This window comes from Stenotrophomonas sp. YJH_SMC_91 (genome assembly GCF_059368495.1).
In genome coordinates this window covers 111,078-134,051 of record NZ_JCAFRT010000003.1, presented here as the reverse complement: position 1 = coordinate 134,051, position 22,974 = coordinate 111,078, and the positions used below count along the sequence as shown (strand labels likewise).

The window sequence follows — 22,974 nt, the reverse complement described above, 5'->3', positions numbered from 1 at the left end:
TGGTGAGGAGTTTTGAATTCGTGCTTGCGAAATGTGCATGGATGTTTATGGGGGTGTGGGCAAAAGCCCAGTAAAACCTAAGAATATTCTGAAATATGTGCAGGTTGGCGTCGTCTTCTTTGGATGTGAGATTTATGTCACGGATTGGATGCTGTGGTCTGAATAGTTTGGTTAAGCCATGACTCGATGGCTAACACGGTAATTAATGAATGAACATCAAGCATGAATTTGTTGGCATGGAGCAGGAAGTTGGCTACACGCAGAATATTGATATGCAGGCAGGGCTCCCCGCGGTAGTGCTACTTGCGGCGATCTGGGTTTACTCGGCTTCCTGACATTTAGCAAAAGGGGAGGGGCAGCCGTCCCTCCCTCTCTTAAGCCAGCGGGGGTGGTTTTGGATAATGTTGGAAAGATAAGAAGCTCAAGGTTGGATGCGTACGATGATTGGTTGAGGAATTTCCACAAGTCAGGAGGACTGGCTGCATCGTTGGCACTCTGGTTGCGGAACTTCACTCGCGGAGATGGTCTCCCGGTACGAGGTGGAGCGGGAGATGAGCACGTGGTTGTCGTGTTTGAAGATGAGTTTGTTGTCATTCATCTGCGCTGGCTGTGTCCCGGAAAAAATGGTCAATCAAAGATTTCAAAAGTAGCCACTTCACCAGTTTCATCTGTTTTGCTGCCATTTGCGGGAGGTGCGATCACGTATACGAGATTCTCATTGAGCGGCGTGAGCAATATGGATTTGTTTACGAAGGATGCGATGATTCACTCGCTGGGCGCTCGTACTTGTGATCTGGGGTGTACATTAAGGATCGTGCCGGGCACTGAATGTTTGTTGATCGATGCTCCTGCTGAGGGGGCGTACGTCCTGCAGGTTTCGATGCGCCAATCACAGCGGCTTATCTGGACATTTGACCTTGAAACGCGACGGGCTTGTGCAGTTTCATCAGCATCTGTCGCCGCTACACGTGACCAGCTGGCTTGTCGAGCGTTGGGAGCGCTCCGTCAAGACGGCTCTATTGAAGTGCTCTGCCAGATCGCCCGGGAGCATGAGTTCCACTTTGTTCGAATGGAGGCTATTAGGTCTTTGTTTGGCATGGGATACAGGAACATGCTGGAGCTGCTCCGGGAGCGCTCTCGGTGTGACCCGCACAGACATGTCCAAAATGCTTGTCTTCAAAACCTAAAGCTATATGAGGCGAATCAATGACATTGATTTGGGATATCGAGAGGGCTGGTTTGGTAAGATTTGGCGATGCTATCAGATACTTGGAAAGTATGGGTGACAGACTTTTTCATGAAGATCTGGATTCTACCGCCGAGGTTCTTCGGGGGCTCTTCGATGATCGTGATTTCATTAGCAGTTTTCTTCAGGAGGTGTTGATTTGTAATCCCGACGGGAATGACTACTCGTCGCAAGTATTTGTCATGCATCGCTCAAAGTACTTTACGCTCAGGGTGGTTCTCTGGGAGGCGCCTCAAGGTCTGCCGGGTGAGGAGATTTTCCTCTATGAGCTCCCTCATGACCATGACTTCTCCTTCTTTACCCTCGGCTATTACGGGCCGGGTTATGAAACTGTAGTGAAACACTACGATCACTTCAACGTTGTTGGATTGCCCGGCGAAGGCGTTAGCACCGATGGTAACGAGCGATGGCTGCTGAAGGAGCAGAGGGTTGTTTTCTACGAAGGAGGGAAAGACATCCACTGTCAAATGCCTCCCAGTTCTTTATCCATCAGTTTCAATGTCCTTCAGGACATTAACGCATTTGGAATCAGGAGAAGGCAGTACGAATTTGATCGTGACTTCTCCCGGATTCGAAGGGTAATAAACGTGAATCCAGTATCGTTGTTGGTACGCGCTGCCTGTGCGCTGGGTGGCGAGGGTGTGAAGTATGTCGAGGAGGTTGCTTCGACCGGTGGCGAGTATGAGCGGGCAGTGGCTTTCAAAGCGCTTGTCGCGATGGATTCGAAGTATCGGCTATCGGCCCTGAAGGATGAGAGCATCTATGTTCGTGCAATGGTCCTTTAACCGTCCATTTGATTGCGAAACTCATTCATCAGGAAGGCATTGAACTCTCGCTTGGCAGATGTTGCATCGATTTGGTGTTGTTCGGCATGCTTCCCCCATGCCTTCCCCCACCCGATCGATCCATGTCGTGGCCGCCGTCATCACCGACGCCCGTGGCCGCGTGCTGCTCAACCGCCGTACCGAGAACCGCGACATGGCCGGCCTGTGGGAGTTTCCCGGCGGCAAACGCGAATCCGGCGAGACCTCCGAACAGGCGCTGGTGCGCGAGCTGCGCGAGGAACTGGGCATCGAGGCCGATGTCGGCGAGTGGCTGATGGATGTGCCGCAGCGCTATCCGGACAAGCACCTGACCCTGGAGGTGCGCCATGTACGCAGCTGGAAGGGGACGCCGCGCGGGCGGGAGGGCCAGGCAATCACCTGGGTGGCGCCGGACAAGCTGGGCCGCTATTCAATGCCACCGGCCGACCTGCCGGTGGTGGCTGCCCTGCGCCAGCCCGACAGCTACCTGATCACCCCGGCACCGGCCGATGATGAGGGCGGCGTGCAGCATTGGCATGAACAGCTGCAGCGCGTGGTGGCCGCGGGCCAGCAGCGCATCCAGCTGCGGTTGCCGACGGCGCATCCGCAGCGGCAGGCGATGGTCGAACAGGCCGTGCGCGCGCATCGTCGCAGTGGGGTGCAGTGGCTGCTCAATCGCGATATCGAACTGGCGCGTGCATTGGGCGTGGGCGTACACCTGGGCAGCGAGCAGTTGCAGGAACTGTCGCAGCGTCCACTTCCCCAAGGCCAGCTGGTGGCCGCATCCTGCCACGACCTGCAGCAGCTGCAGGCAGCACAGCAGCTGGGCTGCGACTTCGCCGTGCTGGGCCCGGTGCAGGCCACGGCCAGCCATCCGGACGCGGTGCCGCTGGGTTGGGACGCGTTCGCCGAGCTGCGCGCGCAGGTGTCACTGCCGATCTATGCGCTGGGCGGCATGGGCCGCGGTCACGTCGCCGAAGCGCGTCGCCATGGCGGGCAGGGCATCGCCGCCATTCGCGGGCTGTGGCCAGAGTGAGCCGGCATGCGGGGTCAGATCCCTGCGCAGCAGGGCTCTGCCCCCTCCCGATCACAGCGTGATCCAGAAACAACCATATTGCCGCCGCAACCCCAGCACCGTCGAGGCGCGCGCCACGCTGCCCGGCAACGTCTGCTCCAGGCGCAGGCCGACCGGATGGCGCACGGCCGGCGGCTCGGGGTCGAACCCCTGCGCAGCAGGGCTCTGACCCTCCTCCGGCACTGCGACCTGGTCCTGCCGCGGATACACCGGCACCACGTCCACCAGCGGCCGCCGGGCCAACGATTCCAGTTGGCCGAGAATGCGCTGCGCGCCCGCGTCGGACACCGAGCCCCACAGGTACAGCGAGGACAGCCGATTGACGTCGTTGCTGAGGATGCCGTTGCGCAATGCGTCCACGAGCTCGCTCAGCCGGCGCGGGCAGCGTGCACCCAGCGTGTCGCGCGCTGCGGTATTGCCGGTCGGGGAGGGCGGCGGCAGCCGTGACCGTGCACCCACGCTGTCGCAGGGCCGGTCGGTATACACGCTCTGGCCCTGCGCATCGGTGCAGCGGTTCAGGCGCGTGGACTGTGCGTGGGCGACGTTCGACAGCACGCATAGCGGCAGCAGCAACAGCAGGAAGGAAAGCCGGATCATCCTCGCAGGGTAGCGCCGATCCGGTCCGCATGGCGTGCTTTCAGCCGTGCAGCAGCTTCAGCACCGAGGTGGTCGGCTTGGCCAGGTTCAAGGTGTAGAAGTGCAGGCCGGGCGCGCCGCCTTCGATCAGGCGCTGGCACAGCCGGGCCACCACTTCCGTGCCGAATGCACGTACCGACTCGGCGTCATCGCCGTAGGCCTGCATCTTGCGGCCGATCCAGCGCGGAATCTCCGCACCGCACTGTTCGGAGAAGCGGCGCAGCTGGCTGAAGTTGGCGATCGGCATGATGCCGGGCGTGATCGGCACCTGCACGCCGAGCCGGCGCACTTCATCGACGAAGTGGAAGTAGGCATCCGGGTTGAAGAAGTACTGGGTGATCGCCGCATCGGCACCGGCATCGATCTTGGCCTTGAAGTGCTTCAGGTCAGCCAGCGCATCGGTCGCCTGCGGATGCGTTTCCGGATACGCGCCCACTTCGATGTGGAACGCATCGCCGTGCTCGGTGCGGATGAAGTCGATCAGCTCGGCGGCGTAGCGCATGTCGCCGGGGAAGCCCATGCCCGAGGGAAGGTCACCGCGCAGCGCGACCAGGCGACGGCAGCCGATGGCGCGGTACAGCTTGAGCAGTTCGCGGATCTCCTGGCGGGTGCCGCCCACGCACGACAGGTGCGGCGCGGCATCGAACCCATGGTGCTGGTTGAGGTGGCGCACGGTCTCGGAGGTATAGCTCAGGGTCGAGCCACCGGCGCCGAAGGTACACGACACGTATTCGGGGGCGTAGTCCTTCAGCTTGGCCGCAGCACGGTCCAGCTGGCTGCGCTGTTCGTCGGTCTTGGGCGGATAGAACTCGAAGCTGATGGCGGTCATGGCGCGGATGGCGGCGGTCGGTGCGAAGCAGTATATCTCTTCATCAAGATGGATGCTTGAAGATTGCGTGAGAGCCCGCCGTCCCCGGCCCGCGACCGTTCGCCCCGCCGTGCGGCCGCTGCTCCGAAATCGCAACCGGGGTGCCTCCGCCAGGCCCACGCTGCTCCCATCCCGGCACCACCCACCCAATGAAGGAGCAGACGATGAAGATCTTCCTGGCACTTTGGTACGCAATGAAGGCCCTGGCCCGGCTGGCGATGATCGGCATGGCGATGGCCGTGCTCGGTTCCGGCTCGGCGCATGCGGCGGCCGCCACCGGCACCGGCAAGGTGCAGGTCGAGGTGGTCGGCAAGGGCCGTCCGCTGCTGATGGTCCCCGGCCTGAACAGCAGCGCCGAGGTCTGGCGCGAGACCTGCCTGGCGCTGAAGAACGTGCAGTGCCATCTGGTGCAGCTGCCGGGTTTTGCCGGCGCTGCGCCAGCCGACCCGCGCCCGGCCGAATTCCTGCCGGCGATGCGCGGGCAGCTGCTGGCCTACCTGCATGACCAACAGCTGGGCCCGGTGGTGGTGATCGGCCACAGTCTTGGCGGCCTGCTGGGGCTGCAGGTGGCGCAGGCCGAGCCGAAGGCAGTCAGTGCGCTGGTGGTGGTCGACGCATTGCCGTTCCTGCCGGCCGCGCGTGACCCGAACGCCACCGCAGACAGCGTGCGGCCAATGGCTGACCAGCTGCGCAAGGGCATGCTCGCCGCCGATGCCGCGCAGTGGCAGGCGCAGCTGAAGGCCGGCCTGCCGGGCATGACCCGCGATCCGCAGCGGCAGGCCGAGCTGGGGCGCTGGGGCGAAGCCAGCGACCGCCAGACCACCGCTGACGCCATGCATGCGGTGATGACCACCGACCTGCGTGACAACATCGCCTCGATCACCGCACCGACGCTGGTGCTGGGCAGCTGGGCCGGCTACCAGCCGATGGGCGGCACCGAGGACAGCACGCGCGCGGTGTTCCAGGCGCAGTACGCGAAACTGCAGGGCGTGCAGATCGCGATGAGCGCGCAGGGTTTCCACTTCCTGATGTGGGATGATCCGCGCTGGCTGCGCGGTCAGGTGCAGGCCTTCCTCGACCACCACCACTGAGTTTCAACACGCCTCGGAATGGACATGCCGGATTCCTCCTCGACGGTACGCTTCTGGCTGCTCAATGCGCTGGTGTGGGCGCTCTATGGTGTTGCCGGAATCGGCCTGCGCCAAGCCTATTTCAGCGATGCCGGAAGCGCAGGCGTGTTGATCACGCTGGGTCTGGCGTTGGCCCTGTTCGGGTGCAGCGGTGCCATCCGCGCGCTGGCGCTGCGTGCCGACTGGTGGGCGCGCGGCACGGCCGGGCTGTTGCTGCGGCTGGCGCTGTCGGTGGCATTGGGCGCGGCAGTGGCGCAGCTGCTGGTGAACATCGCGCTGCACTCGGCGCTGGCCTGGAACTGGGTGAGCCTGGGGCGGCAGACGGCCGACTTCAGCCCCAAGGCGCTGCTGCTCTACTGGTACACCACTGCGGTGATGCTGGCCCTGTGGGCAGCGCTCTGGGCAGGCCTGCACAGCCTGCGCCGGATACGCAGTGCGGAACTGGCGCGCCTGCGTGCCGAGGCCGAGCGCAGCGCGCTGGAGCGCGATGCACTGCGTGCACGGCTCAACCCGCATTTCATGTTCAATGCGCTGAACAACCTGCGCGCGCTGATCCTGGAAGACCCGGAGCGTGCCCGCGACATGGTCACCCGCCTGTCGCGCACGCTGCGCCAGGCGCTGGCACACAGCCGCAGCGAGCAGGTCACCCTGGCCGAGGAACTGGTGGTAGTGGACGACTACCTGGCCATCGAGGCAGTCCACTTCGAACAGCGTCTGCAGGTGAACCGGCAGATCGATGCCGACGCCCTGCAGGCACAACTGCCGGCGATGGCGCTGCAGCTGCTGGTGGAAAACGCGATCAAGCATGGCATCGCCAGCCGCCCGGGCGGCGGTGAGGTGCAGATCCGTGCCACGCTGGACAATGATGTGCTGCGTCTGCAGGTCGACAATCCGCTGGGCAGCGCCAACGAGCCTGCCCATGGCCATGGAGTCGGCCTTGCCTACCTGCGTGCGCAACTCGGCACGCAGGGGAGTTTCATGCTGCAGCCGGTCGGCGACCGCATGCAGGCCCTGCTGGAGATTCCGCAATGAGTGGCGTGCTGCGTGTGTTGATCGTTGATGATGCACGGCTGGCGCGGCAGGAGCTGCGCACGCTGTTGTCGGCGCTGCCGTGGGTGCAGTGCGTGGGCGAAGCAGACGATGTGCCCGCTGCACGCGAGGCGATCGCCACACTGGCGCCAGACCTGGTGCTGCTGGATGTGCAGATGCCCTCCGGCAGCGGCTTCGATGTGCTGGATGGGCTGGAGACGGTGCCGGCGGTGGTCTTCGTTACTGCCTACGACACCTACGCGGTGCGCGCCTTCCAGGCCAACGCGCTGGACTATCTGGTGAAGCCGGTCGAGGCGCCGCGCTTGCTGGAAGCGTTGCAGCGGGCGCGCCAGCGCGAGGTGGTGACGGGCGAAACGCCGGAGCCGCGCAGCACGCTGGGCGCGCAGGACCAGGTGTTCGTGCGCGAGGGCGAACGCTGCTGGTTCGTCGCGGTCTCGGAGATCCGTCGGCTGGTGGTGGATGGCAACTACACACGGCTATGGTTCCGCGACCAGAACGCCCTGCTGACCCGCAGCCTGAGCGCGCTGGAAGCACGCCTGCCGCCGGAGTTGTTCTTCCGCGCCAACCGCAACACGCTGGTCAACCTGCGCCGCATTCGTGGCGTGACGCCCAGCATTGCAGATGGCTACGATCTGGCGCTGGACGACGGCAGCGAGGTGGAGGTATCGCGGCGGCAGGCACGTGAACTGCGCGAGCGGATGGCGTTGTAGCTGCCGCTACAGCTCGGCACTGACCGGGCTGGTGATGAATCCCCACAGCAGGCGTGCCATCACTGCGGGCGAGCGTGCCTGCCTGCGCGCATAAGTCTGTAGCGCATCCAGCCGCGGGCGGTCATAGAGGTGGCCGGCCAGCAGCACGGCATGCACGCGGCGGGTATTGGCGATGTCGTGCAGCGGGTTGCCATCAAGCAGCACCAGGTCTGCGGCTTTGCCGACCTCGACGCTTCCATGCGATGCCTGCCGTTGCAGATGACGTGCGGCCTGCAGCGTAGCTGCGCGCAGCACGTCGGCCTGGCTCAGGCCGGCCTGTCGCAGCCACTGCAGTTCATCGTGGTAGCGGAAGCCGCCCAATCCGGTATCGGTGCCGACCAGCACGGTGACGCCGGCACGATGGGCCGCACCGGTGAGAGCCAGGCCATGCTCGAAGTAGGTCTTCAGTGCGTCTTGGCCGCGTCGGCCGGGATAGCGCGCTGCGGTGGCCTGCAGGTCATCACGCCACGCCCAGCGTGAAAGCGGGTCCAGATAGGCCAGGCTCGGATCGTCGACGAAGGCGGGGTCGCTTGCGCGTGCATCTTCTTCGCGGGTGACATGGGTCGGTACGAACGCGGCACCGCTGGCCTGCATCAAAGCGAACGCCTTGTTGCAGAGCGTGGGCTGATAGCTGGCAACCATGCGTTCGGCCAGTACGATCGGGTCTTCGCCGTCGACCGTGCCACCGCGCCATGCCGCCGCGTTGTCGAAGCAGTGGCGCACGAACAGATGGGCGTGCTCGAAGCTGCGCTGGCCCGCCTGCACCGCGTCGTCCAGAGGCACCGCCTTGGGCAGGTGGCCGACCAACGGACGGCGCAGCTGCTGCGCCTCGGTGGCCAGCCGCTGATAGGTGTCCGCACGCAGCCGGTTGTAGACCTTCAACGCGTCGACCCCGCGCGCGCTGTACGTCCGTGCACGCGCAGCGGCGGCCTCCGGCGTGAGTGACGGATCTTCGAAGTAGAAACTGGCGATCTGTACGAAGCGCGGTGCAACCTGCTGCCCGGCAATGGCCTGTGCGGTCCAGCGGCGCTTGTCGGCCACGCAGGCGATCAGCGGATCGGTGGTCTGCGGGCAGTCCATCATGTCACGGGTGCCGGTGATGCCGTTGGCCAGCATCAGCGGGAACTGCAGCTGCGGCGACAATTGCAGTGCATGGGTGTGCATGTCCCAGAAACCGGGCAGCAGCCAGCGGCCGCCGGCGTCGAGCACGGGAAGCCGCGCGTCCTGCGGATCTTCCCCAATGGCAGTGATGGTGCCGTGGCGCACTGTCACGGTGGTGGGTTCGCTGACCTGGCCGCGCGCCACGTCCACCACCCGCGCGTTGACGATCACGCGGCTGTTGCCCGGCTCGGGCAACGGAGGTGCCGACAGCGGCCAGAGCAGTGCGGCGGCGAACAGCAATGGCGGCGCCAGCAGGAGGATGACCAGTACGATCGGCCACTGCCGAAGGTGGGCGGAACGGGGCAATGCGCATGCTGCATCCATGAGCCGGCGATCCTTGTAGTGGGTCGCCCGCAGGGTGCTGCAAGCGGGACGCTGGCGCCAGTGACCATCGGCATCCGGCCCTGTCTGCCTCCGGGGCGGTTACCCTGTGCAGCAGAACTCCTGATCACACCCGCGCCATGTCCATCGTCCTCACCGATTTCGCCCGTCCCCGCCTGTTCCCGCGCGTGCCGCGTGGCAACACCATCCAGGACTGCACTGCCGAGCAGTTCGAGGCACACCTAAATGCGCATGCGCCGCTGAAGGTGCTGGATGGCTACGCGCCGTTCTGCAAGCTGTTCGTCTACGAGAACTGGACCAGCACGCGCTGCCTGACCGTACCGATCACCGAGGCCAACCGCCACCTGCTGCGCAGTGGTTACGAAGCGCGCAACCGCGAGGAACTACCGGTCCTGGTGCGCTGGTTCGAGGGCGTGGAATCACCGCGTGCGAACTACCTGGTGGTGATCCTGTACAGCGCCGGGCAGCTGGCCAGGGAAGGCTCGCCGATCGAGGCCGACTGGGGCATCGTCGGCTGCATCTACACCGCCGAACCGGAAGAGGTACCGATGGCGCCGATCACGATGATGCGCAATGCGCTGGGCGTGGACGAGGGCGGATCCGGCGTGCCGCTGGACCGCGAAGCCTACCGGCGTTCCGTCGAGTTCTGGGAGAACAACGCGAACTGGCGGCCGTGAGCAACATTTGTCATCCACGCATCGCGTGAATGTGCGGACCGCAGTAGAGCCACGCCATGCGTGGCCGCTTGGCCTTCAGGCAGCTTTCCATTCCCACCACGGGTAATGGTACTCGCGGTCGATGGCCTGCCAATGCTGGCCGCATTGCGTGCAGGCAACGGTGTGGCAGTCGCCCCAGCAGCCCTCAGCCTCTTCCACCGAGAGCAGCTGCATCTGTCCTTGTTCAATCAGGCGACGGGGATCGAAGAACGGGTAGCCGGGGTTGAGCGCGCACAGGCAACCCTCGCGTGCACGCCAGTAACGCAGCCGACGCAGGGCGGCCTTCAGATACGCCTGGTTGCTGATCAGCATGCCGCCAAGCGCGATGCCCTGGCAGCGTTGTTCGATCAGATCCACATGTGCGCTCAACGCGTCCAACGATGAGGCACTGAACAGTCGTGCGACAACGCGGGCGGCATCGGTGATGCGCGTTGCGTCGCGCGACAACAGGTCCTGCAGCAGCACATCGGCCTGTGCATCGTCGAGCCGGGGAATGGGCGCTGCAGACCACGGCCAGCGCATCAGCGTGACTTGCCGATGGCAGCGTAGTTGCCGGTTGTCAGGCGCAGCAGATCGGCCGGCGCCAGTTCCACTTCCAGACCGCGGCGACCGGCGCTGACATGCAGCCTGGGCAGCGCTTCGGCGCTGGCGTCCAGGAAGGTGCGCAGGCGCTTCTTCTGCCCGAGCGGGCTGATGCCACCGACCAGGTAACCGGTCGCGCGCTGCGCGGCATCAGCAGCAGCCATCTCGCACTTCTTGCAGCCGGCCGCTTCGGCCAGTGCCTTCAGGTCCAGCTGGCCGGCCACCGGCACGATCGCCACCAGCAGTTCGTGTGCCTCGGTGCTGGCCAGCAGGGTCTTGAACACCTGGGCCGGATCGAGGCCGAGCTTGTCGACAGCTTCGCCGCCATAGGATTCGGCGTGGGCGTCATGCACGTAGCTGCGCACGGTGTGGGCGATCTTCTCGCGCTTGAGCAGGTTGATGGCCGGGGTCATGTAGGCATGGTAGCGCGCGCTGGGCGCGTTGCCTTGACCGAGCCTACTGCCGGAGAGCATCCACGCATGGCGTGGATCTACCGTGGGGACTGGATGCGGGGTGTACGGCCACACGCAAACGCAGAACGGACGCCCGAAGGCGCCCGTTCCGTGTGTTGCATGCACCGGTGGTGCCGGCCGCTGGCCGGCACCCCGCAGGCATCAGTAGCGGTAGTGGTCCGGCTTGAACGGGCCTTCCACCGGCACGCCGATGTAGTCGGCCTGTTCCTGGCTCAGGGTGGTCAGCTTCACGCCGATCTTTTCCAGGTGCAGGCGGGCCACTTCCTCGTCCAGCTTCTTCGGCAGCAGGTAGACCTTCTTCTCGTAGCTGTCCTTGTTCGCCCACAGGTCGATCTGTGCCAGGGTCTGGTTGGCGAAGCTGTTGGACATCACGAAGCTCGGGTGGCCGGTGGCGCAGCCCAGGTTCACCAGGCGGCCTTCGGCCAGCAGGAAGATCGCGTTGCCGTTCGGGAAGATGTACTTGTCCACCTGCGGCTTGATGTTGACGTGCTTGATGCCGGCGAACGACACCAGCGCATCGACCTGGATCTCGTTGTCGAAGTGGCCGATGTTGCAGACGATGGCCTGGTCCTTCATCGCGCTCAGGTGCTCGATGCGGATGATGTCCTTGTTGCCGGTGGTGGTGACGTACAGGTCGGCACGGCCCAGGGTCGATTCGATGGTGTTGACTTCATAGCCTTCCATCGCCGCCTGCAGGGCGCAGATCGGGTCGATCTCGGTGACGATCACGCGCGCGCCGTAGGCACGCAGCGAGGCCGCGCAGCCCTTGCCGACGTCGCCGTAACCGCAGACCACGGCCACCTTGCCGGCCAGCATCACGTCCATCGCGCGCTTCAGGCCGTCGGCCAGCGACTCGCGGCAGCCGTACAGGTTGTCGAACTTGCTCTTGGTGACCGAGTCGTTGACGTTGATCGCCGGGATCAGCAGGGTGCCGGCCTGGGCCAGCTGGTACAGGCGGTGCACGCCGGTGGTGGTCTCTTCGGAGACGCCCTTCCAGTCCTTGACCACGCGGCCCCAGTAACCCGGGCGCTCCTTGGCGACGCGCTTGAGCAGGTTCTTGATGACCTGTTCTTCGTGCGAGGAGGAGGCGGTGTTGACCCAGTCGCTGCCGTTTTCCAGCTCGTAGCCCTTGTGGATCAGCAGGGTCACGTCGCCGCCGTCGTCCACCACCAGCTCCGGGCCGGTCAGGGTGCCGTCGGCCAGGGTGAAGGTCAGCGCGTCCAGAGTGCAGTCCCAGTACTCTTCCAGGGTTTCGCCCTTCCAGGCGAACACCGGGGTGCCGGTGGCGGCGATGGCGGCAGCGGCGTGGTCCTGGGTCGAGAAGATGTTGCACGAGGCCCAGCGCACGTCGGCGCCGATGTCCTTCAGGGTCTCGATCAGCACCGCGGTCTGGATGGTCATGTGCAGCGACCCGGTCACGCGCACGCCCTTCAGCGGCAGCTCGGCCTGGTACTTGCGGCGGATCGACATCAGGCCCGGCATTTCGTGCTCGGCGATGTCCAGTTCCTTGCGGCCCCAGTCGGCCAGCGTGATATCGCGGATCTTGTAGTCACCTTCGGTGGAGAAGGTCTTGGCAACAGCGTTCATTCGTGTGCTCCGGTTGTGGACGAGCGGATGCTCGCATCTAGCCGGGCGCCGTTGTTACAAAGCCACCTTACCGAGCCTGGCCGGGCCTCGTGGGATCCGGTCGCAGCGCCCCTCGGCAGGGGAGAACCCCCATTATATCGCGGCCCCGGCGTGACATCCGGATGACCCAACCATCGGCAGATGGGGCCGCGTGCATGGCCTGTTAAGGTCGGTGTTTTCACGCATCACACAGGTGGAACGATGAGCATGCACGCGCGCCGTACTCGGCGCTGGACCGGCCTGGTCCTGTCGATGGGACTGCTGGCGGTGGCCCCGCTGGCCTGGGCCGCAGCGCCGCAGCCGGTGGCCGCACAGGCCCAGGGCGTCAACGGCTACGAACTGCCGTCGGCCGCGCTGCAGGCGGTGGTGGACGCGCCGCGTGCACCCTCGTTGTACCTGTCGCCGCGCCGCGACGTGGCCGCGATGATGCAGATGCCGTCGCTGCCTTCGATCCAGGTGGTGGCGCAGCCGGAACTGAAGCTGGCCGGCCTGCGCATCAACCCGCGCACGTTCTCCGACAGCCGCTTCAGCTTCGGCGAGAAGCTGTGGCTGATGAACGTGGCCGACGGCAAGGAGCGGCAGATCAGCGGCCTGCCGGCCAAGCTGTCGATCGCCAGTGTGACGTGGTCGCCGGACCAGAAGTGGCTGGCCTTCAACCAGGTCGACGCCGGCAGTGGCGCCAATGAACTGTGGCTGGTGGACGTGGCCGGCGGCAGCGCCCGTCGCCTGGTTGCCGGCCTGAACACGGTGATCGGCAGCGGCTACCAGTGGCTGCCGGACAGCCGCGGACTGGTGGTGTTCACCCGCCCGGCCAACCTCGGTGCGGCCCCGGCCGCCGACGGCATTCCGACCGGCCCGGCCGTGCAGCAGACCAGCCAGGGCGGCGGGGTGGTGTCGATCCGTACCTACCAGGACCTGTTGAAGAACGAGGCCGATGCGCGCCAGTTCGATTACTACGCGACCACCCAGCCGATGGAAGTCAGTTTGGATGGCAGTACCCGCGCGATCGGCGCGGCCGGCATCTTCATAGGCTTCTCGGTGTCGCCGGATGGCCGCTTCGTGCTGCGCCAGCCGGTGCAGCGCCCGTATTCGTACGTGGTGCCGGTGGACAGCTTCCCGCGCCGCATTGAAGTGATCGACCGTGCCAGCGGCAAGCTGGTGCACACCGTGGCCGTGCGCCCGCTGGTGGAAGGGCTGCCGACCGGCAACGACGCCGAAGTGACCGGCGTGCGCGACATCCGCTGGCGTGGTGATGCCGACGCCACCCTGGTCTGGGCCGAAGCGCAGGACGGCGGCGACCCGAACAGGGACGCCAAGGTGCGCGATGCGGTGCTGATGCAGGCCGCGCCGTTCGACAAACCGCCGGTCACCCTGGCCCAGCTTGGCAGCCGCCTGGCCGGCATCAGCTGGGGCCGCGGTGACCTGGCCCTGCTGACCGAATCGTGGTGGAAGACCCGCAGGACCAAGACCTGGTTGATCGCCCCGGACAACGCCGGTGCCGAGCCGCGCCTGCTGTGGGATCGAGACGGGCAGGACCGCTATTCCGATCCGGGCCGGCCGCTGTTGTCCAGCGACGACCGCGGGCGCTCGCTGCTGCAGACCAGCGCCGATGGCAGCAGCCTGTATCTGGCCGGTGCCGGTGCATCGCCGGAAGGCGATCGTCCGTTCGTGGACCGCTTCGACATCGCCACAGGCAAGGCAACCCGCCTGTTCCACTCGCAGGCGCCGAGCTATTCGCTGCCGGTGGCATTGCTGGACAACCAGGGCAGTTCGCTGCTGCTGAGCCGCGAGAGCCCGGACGAGCCGGCCAACTTCTACGTGCAGTCGCTGGCCGATGCGGGTGCTGCGCCGCGTGCGCTGACCCGCTTCGCCCATCCGCTGCCGCAGTTGAAGGGCGTGCAGAAGGAGCAGATCCGCTACAAGCGCAAGGATGGCGTCGACCTGACCGCGACCCTGCTGCTGCCGCCGGGCTACGACCCGAAGCGCGACGGCCCGCGCCCGCTGCTGATGTGGGCCTATCCGGGTGAGTTCAAGAGCGCAGCCGCGGCCAGCCAGGTGACCGATTCGCCGTACCGCTTCAATGCGGTCAGCTACTGGGGCCCGCAGGCGTTCCTGGCCAAGGGCTACGTGGTGCTGGCCAGCCCGTCGATGCCGATCATCGGCGAGGGTGACAAGGAGCCGAACGACACCTACATCGAACAGCTGGTGGCCAACGCGCAGGCAGCCGTGGATGAAGTGGTGCGCCGTGGCGTGACCGATCGCGATCACATCGCCATTGGTGGCCATTCCTACGGTGCGTTCATGACCGCCAACCTGCTGGCGCATACGCGCCTGTTCAAGGCGGGTATCGCGCGCAGCGGCGCCTACAACCGCACACTCACGCCGTTCGGCTTCCAGGCCGAGGAGCGCAACTACTGGCAGGCGCAGGACGTCTACCAGAAGATGGCGCCGTTCAACTACGCCGACAGGATCAAGGACCCGATCCTCTTCATCCACGGCGTGGACGACAACAACTCCGGCACCTTCCCGATCCAGAGCGAGCGCATGTTTGCTGCGGTGAAGGGCCTGGGTGGCACCGCGCGGCTGGTGATGCTGCCGAACGAATCGCACGCCTACCGCGCACGCGAATCGATCATGACCATGCTGGCCGAGAGCGAGCGCTGGCTGGAGCAGACCATCGGCCCGGCCGAGCAGGGCAAGGCGAAGAAGAAGCGCTGACCGGGCCCGGTAGTGCCGGTCGCTGGCCGGCAACCTCATGGAGCCATGCAACCTGAGGTTGCCGGCCAGCGGCCGGCACTACCAGATGAAACCATTTTTGCATCGCAGCACGACGCCCGATCTGGGATAGGCTTGGGGCCTGGATCCGTTGACCGAGGCCTGTGCGTCGCCGATGAACGAGTACCGCAGCAGCATCGAATTTGCTTCTCCCGATCTTCCGCTTCGCGATGATGTGCGCCGGCTTGGCGCACTGGTCGGCGACCTGCTGGTCGAACAGGTGTCGGCCGCGTTTCTTGATGACGTCGAGGACGTGCGTACCCGCGCCATCGCCCGTCGCGAAAACCAGGCGCCGCTGTCGGAGCTGGCCGATGGCCTGGCCGGGCGCACGCCGCAGCAGGCCGAGACCATGGTGCGGGCCTTCAGCACCTACTTCCAGGTGGTCAACATCGCCGAGCGCGTGCATCGCATCCGCCGCCGCCGCGATTACCAGCGCGCCGGTACCGCCGCGCCGCAGCCCGATGGCCTGCAGGATGCGCTGCAGCACCTGAAGGCACAGGGCGTGGGCCTGGACGAACTGGCGCAGTGGCTGCCGCGCATCGACATCGAACCGGTGTTCACCGCGCATCCGACCGAAGCGGTGCGCCGTGCGCTGCTGGAGAAGGAACAGCTGATGGTGGCCAGTCTGGTCGACAACCTCGACGGCCAGCGCACGCCGGGTGAAGCCGCCGCCGATGCCGCGCGCTTCCGCATGGCGCTCACCGCGTCGTGGCAGACCACCGATTCCTCACCGGTGCGGCCGACCGTCGATGACGAGCGCGAGCACGTCGGCTTCTATCTGGGGGAGGTGCTGTACCGGGTGATCCCGGTGCTGTACGAATCGCTGCAGCAGGCGCTGCGCGATACCTACGGCGAAGAACTGCCGCTGCCGCGCCTGCTGCGCTTTGGTACGTGGGTGGGCGGCGACATGGACGGCAACCCGAACGTGGATGCCACCACCATCCGCAACACGCTGGATGCGCAGCGGCAGGCGGTGCTCGGGCGCTACCAGAAGGAACTACTGCAGCTGGCCAGCCTGCTCAGCCAGTCCACCGAGCGGGTAGGGGTGAGCGATGCGCTGCAGGCGCGCGTGGCGCAGTACCAGCAGCTGCTGCCGCAGGTGCAGTCGCGCCCGCGCCATGCCGACATGCCGTACCGCCTGCTCAACGACCGCATGCGCGCGCGCCTTCAGGCCACGCTGGATGATGGCGAAGGCAACTACGCTGGCCCGGACGAGCTGATCGAGGATCTGCAGCTGATCCTCGACAGCCTGCGTGCGAACCGCGGCGAGCATGCCGGTGGCTTTGCCGTGCAGCGCCTGCTGTGGCGGGTGAAGACCTTCGGCTTCCATCTGGCGCGGTTGGACGTGCGCCAGGAGTCGAGCGTGCACGCGCGCGCGCTGGCCGCCGTGCTGGGCGGCGAGGAGGCCTGGCAGGCGCTGGATGCACTGGGTCGTGCGCGGCTGCTGGGCCCGCATGCCAGCGGTGAAACGGCATTGCCCAACGGTGACGACGAAGGCAACCAGCGGCTGGATGCGGTATTCGCGGCACTGGCCGATGCACGCGCACGCCATGGCGGTGATGCGCTGGGCAGCTACATCATCTCGATGGCACACGACCGCAGCGATGTGCTGGCGGTGCTGGCGCTGGCACGCCGTGGCGGGCTGGTGGAAGAGAACGGATCAGTGCCGCTGGATATCGCGCCGTTGTTTGAAACGGTGGACGACCTCAAGCGCGGTACCGCCACCCTGCGCGACCTGCTGGCGGACCCGGTGTACCGCGCCCATCTGCGTGCGCGCGGCGACGTGCAGATGGTGATGCTGGGTTATTCGGACAGCAGCAAGGACGGCGGTATCGCCGCCTCGCGCTGGGGCCTGCAGCGCGCGCAGGTGGAACTGCTGGAGGTGGCGGCCGAGGCGGGCATCCGGCTGACCTTCTTCCATGGCCGCGGCGGCTCGATCAGCCGTGGCGGTGGCAAGACCACGCACGCAGTCGACGCGTCGCCGCGCGGCAGCATCGACGGCCGCCTGCGGGTGACCGAGCAGGGCGAGGTGATCCATCGCAAATACGGCATTCGTGCGTTGGCGCTGCGTTCGCTGGAACAGGCCACCGGCGCGGTGCTGCGCGCCAGCCTGCGCCCGCGCGCGGCTGAGCCGCGCGAGGACGACTGGCGGCCGGTGATGGACGTGGTGTCCGCTGCCAGCAGCGAGGTCTACCGTGGCTTCGTCGGCCAGGCCGGCTTCATGGACTACTTCCGCACCGCCACGCCGATCGATGTGATCGAACGGATGACGCTGGGCTCGCGTCCGTCGCGCCGGCTCGGCCAGGACGCAGCACTGGGCAACCTGCGTGCGATTCCCTGGGTGTTCGCCTGGAGCCAGGCGCGTGCCGTCATTCCCGGTTGGTATGGCGTGGGCAGTGGCCTGCAGGCGGCGGTGGATGCCGGTCACGAGGGTACCTTGCGCGAGATGGCGCGCGACTGGCCGTTCTTCCGCACCTTCCTGGACGACATCGCGATGGTGCTGTCCAAGGGCGATATCACCATCGCCGAGCAGTTCTCGAAGCTGTCGGGCGAACTGCACGAACGCTTCTTCCCGCAGGTGCAGCGCGAGCTGGACCTGACCCGGCACTGGCTGCTGGCGTTGATGGACCAGCAGACGCTGCTGGACCACGACGCGCGGCTGGCGCTGTCGATCCGCCTGCGAAATCCCTACGTCGATCCGATCAGCGTGCTGCAGGTGGATCTGCTGCAGCGCTGGCGGGCCAGCGGCCGCGAGGACGACGACCTGCTGCGCGCGCTGGTTGCGTGCGTGAACGGTGTTTCGCAGGGCGTGCAGAACACCGGGTGAGGTGTAGCGGTAGTGCCGGCCGCTGGCCGGCAACCTCATGATGTTTGGCGGCACGCACGAGGTTGCCGGCCAGCGGCCGGCACTACCTCATTCCTCCGGCGACGGCGGGTTCGACGCCAGCAGTTCCAGATGGCGCTGTTCCATTTCCTGACGCAGCTGGCGGCGGATCTGTGCGGCGGCCTGGCGGCGCTTCTCGTCGGATGTGGCCGGCTGCAGGGGCGGCACCGGCGTCGGCCGGCCTTCCTCGTCCACCGCCACCATCGTGAAGAAGCAGCTGTTGGCGTGGCGCACGCTGCGCTTGAGGATGTCCTCGGCCACCACCTTGATGCCGATCTCCATCGACGAGGTGCCGGTGTAGTTCACCGAGGCCAGGAAGGTGACCAGTTCGCCCACCGCGATGGGCTGGCGGAACATCACCTGGTCCACCGACAGAGTGACCACGTAGCTGCCGGCATAGCGGCTGGCACAGGCGTAGGCCACCTGGTCGAGCAGGCGCAGGATGGCGCCGCCGTGGACCTTGCCGGAGAAATTGGCCATCTCCGGCGACATCAGCACGGTCATGGACAGCTGGTGGGTTTTCAGTTCGGTCGACATGCGGCGGATTGTATCGGCAACCGCGCGATTGTTTCCGGAGGCCATGAAAAAGCCGGCCAGCGGCCGGCTCTACCAGAAAGCAGAAGGGCCGCTTGCGCGGCCCTTCTTCAAGGTCAGCCGACTAACAGTCGGCTCTACCGGTCGGCTCTACCCGCCGGCTTTACTTCAGCTTCGCATCGGCGCGCAGGGCGGCGGCGCGGTCGGTCTTCTCCCAGGAGAAGGCCGTGGCGTTGACGGTCTCGCCTTCGCCGTTGAGGTAGCTGAACTCCTTCGGCTTGCGGCCGAAGTGGCCATAGGCCGCGGTCTGCTGGTACATCGGGTGGATCAGGTCCAGCATCTTGATGATGCCGTACGGGCGCAGGTCGAAGTGCTTGCGGATCAGCTTCTCGATCTTGTCGTCGCTGATCTTGCCGGTGCCGAAGGTGGTGACCGAGATCGAGGTCGGCTCAGCCACGCCGATGGCGTAGGAGACCTGCACTTCGCAACGGTCGGCCAGGCCGGCGGCAACCACGTTCTTGGCGACGTAGCGGGCCGCGTAGGCCGCCGAACGATCGACCTTGGACGGATCCTTGCCGGAGAAGGCGCCACCACCGTGACGGGCCCAGCCGCCGTAGGTGTCGACGATGATCTTGCGGCCGGTCAGGCCGCAGTCGCCCACCGGGCCGCCGATCTCGAACTTGCCGGTCGGGTTGATGTGGAACTTGGTGCCCTTGTGCAGCCACTTGGCCGGCAGCACCGGCTTGATGATCTCTTCGCGGACGGCCTCGATGAGGTCCTTCTGCTTGATGCCCGGGGCATGCTGGGTCGACAGCACCACGGCGTCGATGGCCGAGACCACGCCGTTTTCATAGCGCAGGGTGACCTGGCTCTTGGCGTCCGGACGCAGCCACGACAGCGGCGAGTTCTTCTTCTTGCGGATCTTGGCCTGCTGCTCGACCAGGCGGTGCGACAGGTGGATCGCGGCCGGCATGTAGCTGTCGGTCTCGTTGGTGGCATAGCCGAACATCAGGCCCTGGTCGCCAGCGCCCATTTCTTCCGGCTTCTTGCGATCCACGCCCTGGGCGATGTGCGGCGACTGCTTGCCGATCAGGTTCAGCACGCCGCAGGTGGCGCCGTCGAAGCCGACGTCGGAGCTGTCATAGCCGATGTCCGTGATGACCTTGCGGGTCAGGGCTTCCAGGTCGATCCAGGCGCTGGTGGTGATTTCACCGGCCACGATGGCAACGCCGGTCTTGACCATGGTCTCGCAGGCCACGCGGGCGCGCTGGTCCTGGGTCAGGATCGCGTCCAGCACCGCATCGGAGATCTGGTCGGCAACCTTGTCCGGATGGCCTTCGGAGACCGACTCGGAGGTGAAGAGATAGCTGGACATCAGGCGTAATATCCCTTGATTCGGATGGAAAGATGGGCGCGCATGATACACGGGGTGCGCCGCCTGTGCATTGTGAACCTGTACCGGTTGCCGGTGGTTAAGCCCGCGTAGGCCCGGCAAGGGCCGTCCTGACGGGATTGGGCCCCGGCCTCGAGGCCCAGTGTTCCACCAGTGTGACGGCGGGCCGGGTGGCGAGGGGGGCGGTTGCGGCCCCTCCGGCCGGGGACGACCGTCATCGTTCTGCCCCGAAACCGCCATCTGGCTGCCGCCTGCCGGGCGCAGGCTGTCGGCCAATACGGCCGCCGGGCATGAGTGGATCCGCCATGCAGGAACTTGAACAGCGTCTCCAGCAACGCTTTCCCGATTGGTTCCATGGCCGTCGTGGCCAACTGGCGCGGCCATTGCTTCGCAGCGTCGGGCGCTGGTCGCGGTTGGACCAGATCGAAGCATTCCTGCAGCGCAGTGCAGGATTGCGCGGATTCGGCTTCGTCGCCGCCGGGCTGGAGTTCATCGATGGCCAGTACCAGGTGGATCCGGCCGCGTTGGCGAAGATCCCGGCCACCGGTCGCTTGCTGATCGTCGCCAACCACCCGTCCGGCGCACTGGACGCGCTGGCCCTGCTGGACGCGGTCGGCCGCATCCGCCGCGATGTGCGGATCGTGGCCAACGACCTGCTGGGGGCGATTGCGCCACTGCAGGACCTGCTGTTGCCGGTGCGCATCCTTGGTGGCAAGGCCCAGCGTGGCAGCCTGCACGCTGTGGAGGAGGCGTTGGCCGCCGAGCAGTGCGTGATCGTGTTCCCGGCCGGCGAGGTCTCGCGCCTCTCGCTGCGAGGCATCCGCGATGGTCGCTGGCAGCGCGGTTTCGTCCGCTTTGCCCGTGCCGCCGGCGCGCCGGTGCTGCCGGTACGGGTGGAAGCGCGCAACTCGGCGCTGTTCTACGGCGCCTCGACCCTGTTCAAGCCGGCCGGCACCGCGCTGCTGGCGCGCGAGATGTTCACCCGCCGCGGCCGCCCGCTGCGCCTGAGCATCGGTGAGCCGATGCAGCTGGGCAAGGGCGGTGACCCGGGCGCGCAGCTGCTGTCGGTACGCCGCGCGCTGTATGCGCTGGGCCGCAATGGCGCGGCCGGCAATGCCGCTGCCTTCGCAGGCCCCGAGCCGCTGGCGGCGCCGGTGCCACCCTCGCAGGTCGCCGCTGGGATTGCCGCAGCCACCCAGCTGGGCCAGACCGCCGACGGCAAGCAGATTCTGCTGGCCACTTGTACTGCCGATTCGCCGCTGCTGCTGGAGCTGGGCCGCCTGCGCGAACTGACCTTCCGCCAGGTGGGCGAGGGCACCGGGCGCAGCCGGGACCTGGACGATTACGACCCGCAGTACGAGCACATCGTGATCTGGGACGCGGCCGCGCAGCGCATCGCCGGCGCGTACCGGATCATGCGCGGCGCCCATGCGCTGGCCCGGCACGGACTGTCCGGGCTCTACAGCGCGTCGCTGTTCCGCTATTCCGACGATGCCATCACCCACATCGCCGAAGGCCTGGAACTGGGCCGCAGCTTCGTGGTGCCCGACTACTGGGGCAGCCGCAGCCTGGACTACCTGTGGCAGGGCATCGGTGCCTACCTGCAGTGCCGGCCGGGTATCCGCTACCTGTTCGGCGCCGTGTCGATCAGCGCGGCGCTGCCACGCGATGCGCGCGAGCAGCTGGTGGCGTACTACCAGCGCTATTACGGCGGTACCGCCGGCCTGGCCGAATCGAACCGCCCGTTCCAGTACTTCGCCGCGCCGCCGAGTTTTGGCGAGCTGGATGCAGGCGCCGCGTTCGACGTGCTCAAGGCCAACCTGGCCGCACTCGGCACCGGCGTGCCGACGCTGTATCGCCAGTACACCGATCTGTGCGAACCCGGTGGCGCGCGCTTCCTCGCCTTCGGTGTCGACCCGGACTTCAGCGATTCGATCGACGGCCTGATCGAAGTGGACCTGTGCGCGATCCGGCCGAACAAGCGCAAACGCTACCTGCGCGATGCGGGGACGCCGGCATGAGCGTGCTGGCGAACCTGTCGCCGCACCGGCGCGCAGTGTTCGTCTCCGACGTGCACCTGGGTTCACGTCATTGCCATGCCACCGAACTGGCACGCTTTCTCTCGCAGCTGCGCTGTGAGCGTCTGTACCTGGTCGGCGACATCATCGACCTGTGGTGGATGGCCCATCGCCGTGCCAACTGGCGGCAGTCGCACAGCGAGGTCATCCAGGCCCTGCACGCGCTGCGCCGTGCCGGGACCGAGATCATCTACATTCCCGGCAACCACGATGCCTCGCTGCGCCAGGTGTGCGGGCTGATGCTGCCAGCGATGCAGGTGCGCCGCCGCGCCATCCACGTGACCGCCGATGGCCGTCGCCTGCTGGTCGCGCACGGCGACGAGTACGACGGCGTGACCCACTTCGGTGGCCTGCAGGAGAGATTCGGCGACTGGCTGTACTACCGCATCCTCACCGGCAACCAGGCCTTGAATGCAGTGCGGCGCCGGCTGGGCATGCGCTACTGGTCGCTGTCGGAGTTCCTGAAGAAGCGCAGTGGTGCGGCTGAGCGCTACATCGAGCGCTTCGTGCAGGCCGGGCTGGATGACGTGCGCCGGCGTGGTCTGGATGGCATCGTCTGCGGCCACATCCACCGCGCGGCGCTGGTCGAACGCGATGGCCTGGTCTATGCCAACGACGGCGACTGGGTGGAGAGCCTGACCGCACTGGCCGAAGACCACGATGGCGCGCTGCGCCTGCTCGATCACAATGGCCAGACCCTGGTGGAACTGCCGGGCGCGCGGCTGTCGCAGGCGGCGTAACCCGTTCCGTAGAGTCGACTGTCGCGCGTAGCGCGTGGTTTCCGCGGCCTGATGGGAGAGCAGTCGACCAGCAGTCGACTCTACAGACGCGGTGTCCGGGAGTGAGACGGCGC

At 66.1% G+C, this 22,974-nt stretch carries 20 protein-coding genes and 1 riboswitch; of the genes, 12 read left to right on the top strand and 8 right to left on the bottom strand.

Features of this window, described 5'->3' with window-relative positions:
• Positions 1-209: 209 nt before the first annotated feature.
• The 4 genes from AC5P5X_RS06180 (at position 210) to AC5P5X_RS06165 (ending at position 3,085) form a co-directional block, all read left to right on the top strand.
• Positions 210-335, top strand: a complete 126-nt coding sequence (locus AC5P5X_RS06180; protein ID WP_258391073.1) for a hypothetical protein — start codon at positions 210-212, stop codon at positions 333-335.
• A gap of 224 nt (positions 336-559) precedes the next feature.
• Positions 560-1,210, top strand: coding sequence for a HEAT repeat domain-containing protein (locus AC5P5X_RS06175; protein ID WP_146257408.1), 651 nt, complete (start codon positions 560-562; stop codon positions 1,208-1,210).
• A complete protein-coding gene (locus AC5P5X_RS06170) occupies positions 1,207-2,031 on the top strand; it encodes a hypothetical protein (protein ID WP_111188851.1) in 825 nt (274 codons plus the stop codon). The genes AC5P5X_RS06175 and AC5P5X_RS06170 overlap by 4 nt, the downstream gene beginning before the upstream one ends.
• A gap of 97 nt (positions 2,032-2,128) precedes the next feature.
• Complete coding sequence (locus AC5P5X_RS06165; RefSeq protein WP_099475460.1) at positions 2,129-3,085, top strand: Nudix family hydrolase; 957 nt, start codon at positions 2,129-2,131, stop codon at positions 3,083-3,085.
• A gap of 51 nt (positions 3,086-3,136) precedes the next feature.
• Here AC5P5X_RS06165 and AC5P5X_RS06160 read toward each other — a convergent pair whose 3' ends face one another.
• On the bottom strand, positions 3,137-3,721 hold the full coding sequence (locus AC5P5X_RS06160) for a DUF4124 domain-containing protein (protein ID WP_060380070.1): 585 nt from the start codon (positions 3,719-3,721) through the stop codon (positions 3,137-3,139).
• Positions 3,722-3,761: 40 nt separating this feature from the next.
• Positions 3,762-4,589 carry a methylenetetrahydrofolate reductase [NAD(P)H] gene (gene metF, locus AC5P5X_RS06155; protein ID WP_005412254.1) on the bottom strand — a complete coding sequence of 276 codons (828 nt, stop codon included), beginning with the start codon at positions 4,587-4,589 and terminating at the stop codon, positions 3,762-3,764.
• Positions 4,590-4,792: 203 nt separating this feature from the next.
• On the opposite strand from metF, the gene AC5P5X_RS06150 reads away from it, so the two are divergent.
• Genes AC5P5X_RS06150 through AC5P5X_RS06140 form a run of 3 tightly spaced genes read left to right on the top strand, consistent with a single transcriptional unit; the run spans position 4,793 to position 7,518 of the window.
• Positions 4,793-5,719, top strand: a complete 927-nt coding sequence (locus AC5P5X_RS06150; protein WP_111188850.1) for an alpha/beta fold hydrolase — start codon at positions 4,793-4,795, stop codon at positions 5,717-5,719.
• Positions 5,720-5,743: 24 nt separating this feature from the next.
• Complete coding sequence (locus AC5P5X_RS06145) at positions 5,744-6,790, top strand: sensor histidine kinase (RefSeq protein WP_049397459.1); 1,047 nt, start codon at positions 5,744-5,746, stop codon at positions 6,788-6,790.
• A complete protein-coding gene (locus AC5P5X_RS06140; RefSeq protein WP_049397437.1) occupies positions 6,787-7,518 on the top strand; it encodes a LytR/AlgR family response regulator transcription factor in 732 nt (243 codons plus the stop codon). The genes AC5P5X_RS06145 and AC5P5X_RS06140 overlap by 4 nt, the downstream gene beginning before the upstream one ends.
• A 6-nt stretch (positions 7,519-7,524) precedes the next feature.
• Here AC5P5X_RS06140 and AC5P5X_RS06135 read toward each other — a convergent pair whose 3' ends face one another.
• Complete coding sequence (locus AC5P5X_RS06135; RefSeq protein ID WP_111188849.1) at positions 7,525-9,042, bottom strand: amidohydrolase family protein; 1,518 nt, start codon at positions 9,040-9,042, stop codon at positions 7,525-7,527.
• 137 nt (positions 9,043-9,179) lie between these two features.
• On the opposite strand from AC5P5X_RS06135, the gene AC5P5X_RS06130 reads away from it, so the two are divergent.
• Positions 9,180-9,737 carry a DUF3228 family protein gene (locus tag AC5P5X_RS06130; RefSeq protein ID WP_033834446.1) on the top strand — a complete coding sequence of 186 codons (558 nt, stop codon included), beginning with the start codon at positions 9,180-9,182 and terminating at the stop codon, positions 9,735-9,737.
• 75 nt (positions 9,738-9,812) lie between these two features.
• Here the strand turns inward: AC5P5X_RS06130 and AC5P5X_RS06125 are convergent, their stop codons facing one another.
• The 3 genes from AC5P5X_RS06125 to ahcY all read right to left on the bottom strand — a co-directional run bounded on the left by AC5P5X_RS06125 (position 9,813) and on the right by ahcY (position 12,418).
• Entirely contained in the window at positions 9,813-10,298 is a 486-nt protein-coding gene (locus tag AC5P5X_RS06125; protein ID WP_033834447.1) for a hypothetical protein, read from the bottom strand.
• Positions 10,298-10,771: a Cys-tRNA(Pro) deacylase gene (ybaK, locus tag AC5P5X_RS06120; RefSeq protein ID WP_100438883.1), complete on the bottom strand. Its 474-nt coding sequence runs from the start codon at positions 10,769-10,771 to the stop codon at positions 10,298-10,300. The genes AC5P5X_RS06125 and ybaK overlap by 1 nt, the downstream gene beginning before the upstream one ends.
• Before the next feature lie 201 nt (positions 10,772-10,972).
• A complete protein-coding gene (ahcY, locus tag AC5P5X_RS06115) occupies positions 10,973-12,418 on the bottom strand; it encodes an adenosylhomocysteinase (RefSeq protein WP_004154241.1) in 1,446 nt (481 codons plus the stop codon).
• A gap of 36 nt (positions 12,419-12,454) precedes the next feature.
• Positions 12,455-12,538: riboswitch (S-adenosyl-L-homocysteine riboswitch) on the bottom strand.
• A 120-nt stretch (positions 12,539-12,658) separates the two neighbouring features.
• On the opposite strand from ahcY, the gene AC5P5X_RS06110 reads away from it, so the two are divergent.
• Together AC5P5X_RS06110 and ppc are read left to right on the top strand one after the other, a co-directional pair.
• Complete coding sequence (locus AC5P5X_RS06110; RefSeq protein ID WP_111188848.1) at positions 12,659-15,175, top strand: S9 family peptidase; 2,517 nt, start codon at positions 12,659-12,661, stop codon at positions 15,173-15,175.
• Between the two features lie 172 nt (positions 15,176-15,347).
• Positions 15,348-18,059 (top strand): phosphoenolpyruvate carboxylase, encoded by a 2,712-nt coding sequence (ppc, locus tag AC5P5X_RS06105; RefSeq protein WP_043035373.1) that lies wholly within the window; start codon positions 15,348-15,350, stop codon positions 18,057-18,059.
• A gap of 87 nt (positions 18,060-18,146) precedes the next feature.
• On the opposite strand, the gene AC5P5X_RS06100 is transcribed toward ppc, so the two are convergent.
• Both AC5P5X_RS06100 and metK read right to left on the bottom strand, forming a co-directional pair.
• Entirely contained in the window at positions 18,147-18,653 is a 507-nt protein-coding gene (locus tag AC5P5X_RS06100; RefSeq protein WP_005415314.1) for an acyl-CoA thioesterase, read from the bottom strand.
• 160 nt (positions 18,654-18,813) lie between these two features.
• Positions 18,814-20,025: a methionine adenosyltransferase gene (gene metK, locus AC5P5X_RS06095; protein WP_005408103.1), complete on the bottom strand. Its 1,212-nt coding sequence runs from the start codon at positions 20,023-20,025 to the stop codon at positions 18,814-18,816.
• A 323-nt stretch (positions 20,026-20,348) separates the two neighbouring features.
• Between metK and olsF the strand changes: the two genes are divergently transcribed.
• Positions 20,349-22,064, top strand: coding sequence for a bifunctional ornithine lipid synthase OlsF (olsF, locus tag AC5P5X_RS06090; RefSeq protein ID WP_043035374.1), 1,716 nt, complete (start codon positions 20,349-20,351; stop codon positions 22,062-22,064).
• Positions 22,061-22,861, top strand: a complete 801-nt coding sequence (locus AC5P5X_RS06085; protein WP_060380202.1) for a UDP-2,3-diacylglucosamine diphosphatase — start codon at positions 22,061-22,063, stop codon at positions 22,859-22,861. The genes olsF and AC5P5X_RS06085 overlap by 4 nt, the downstream gene beginning before the upstream one ends.
• The last annotated feature ends 113 nt before the right edge of the window (positions 22,862-22,974 follow it).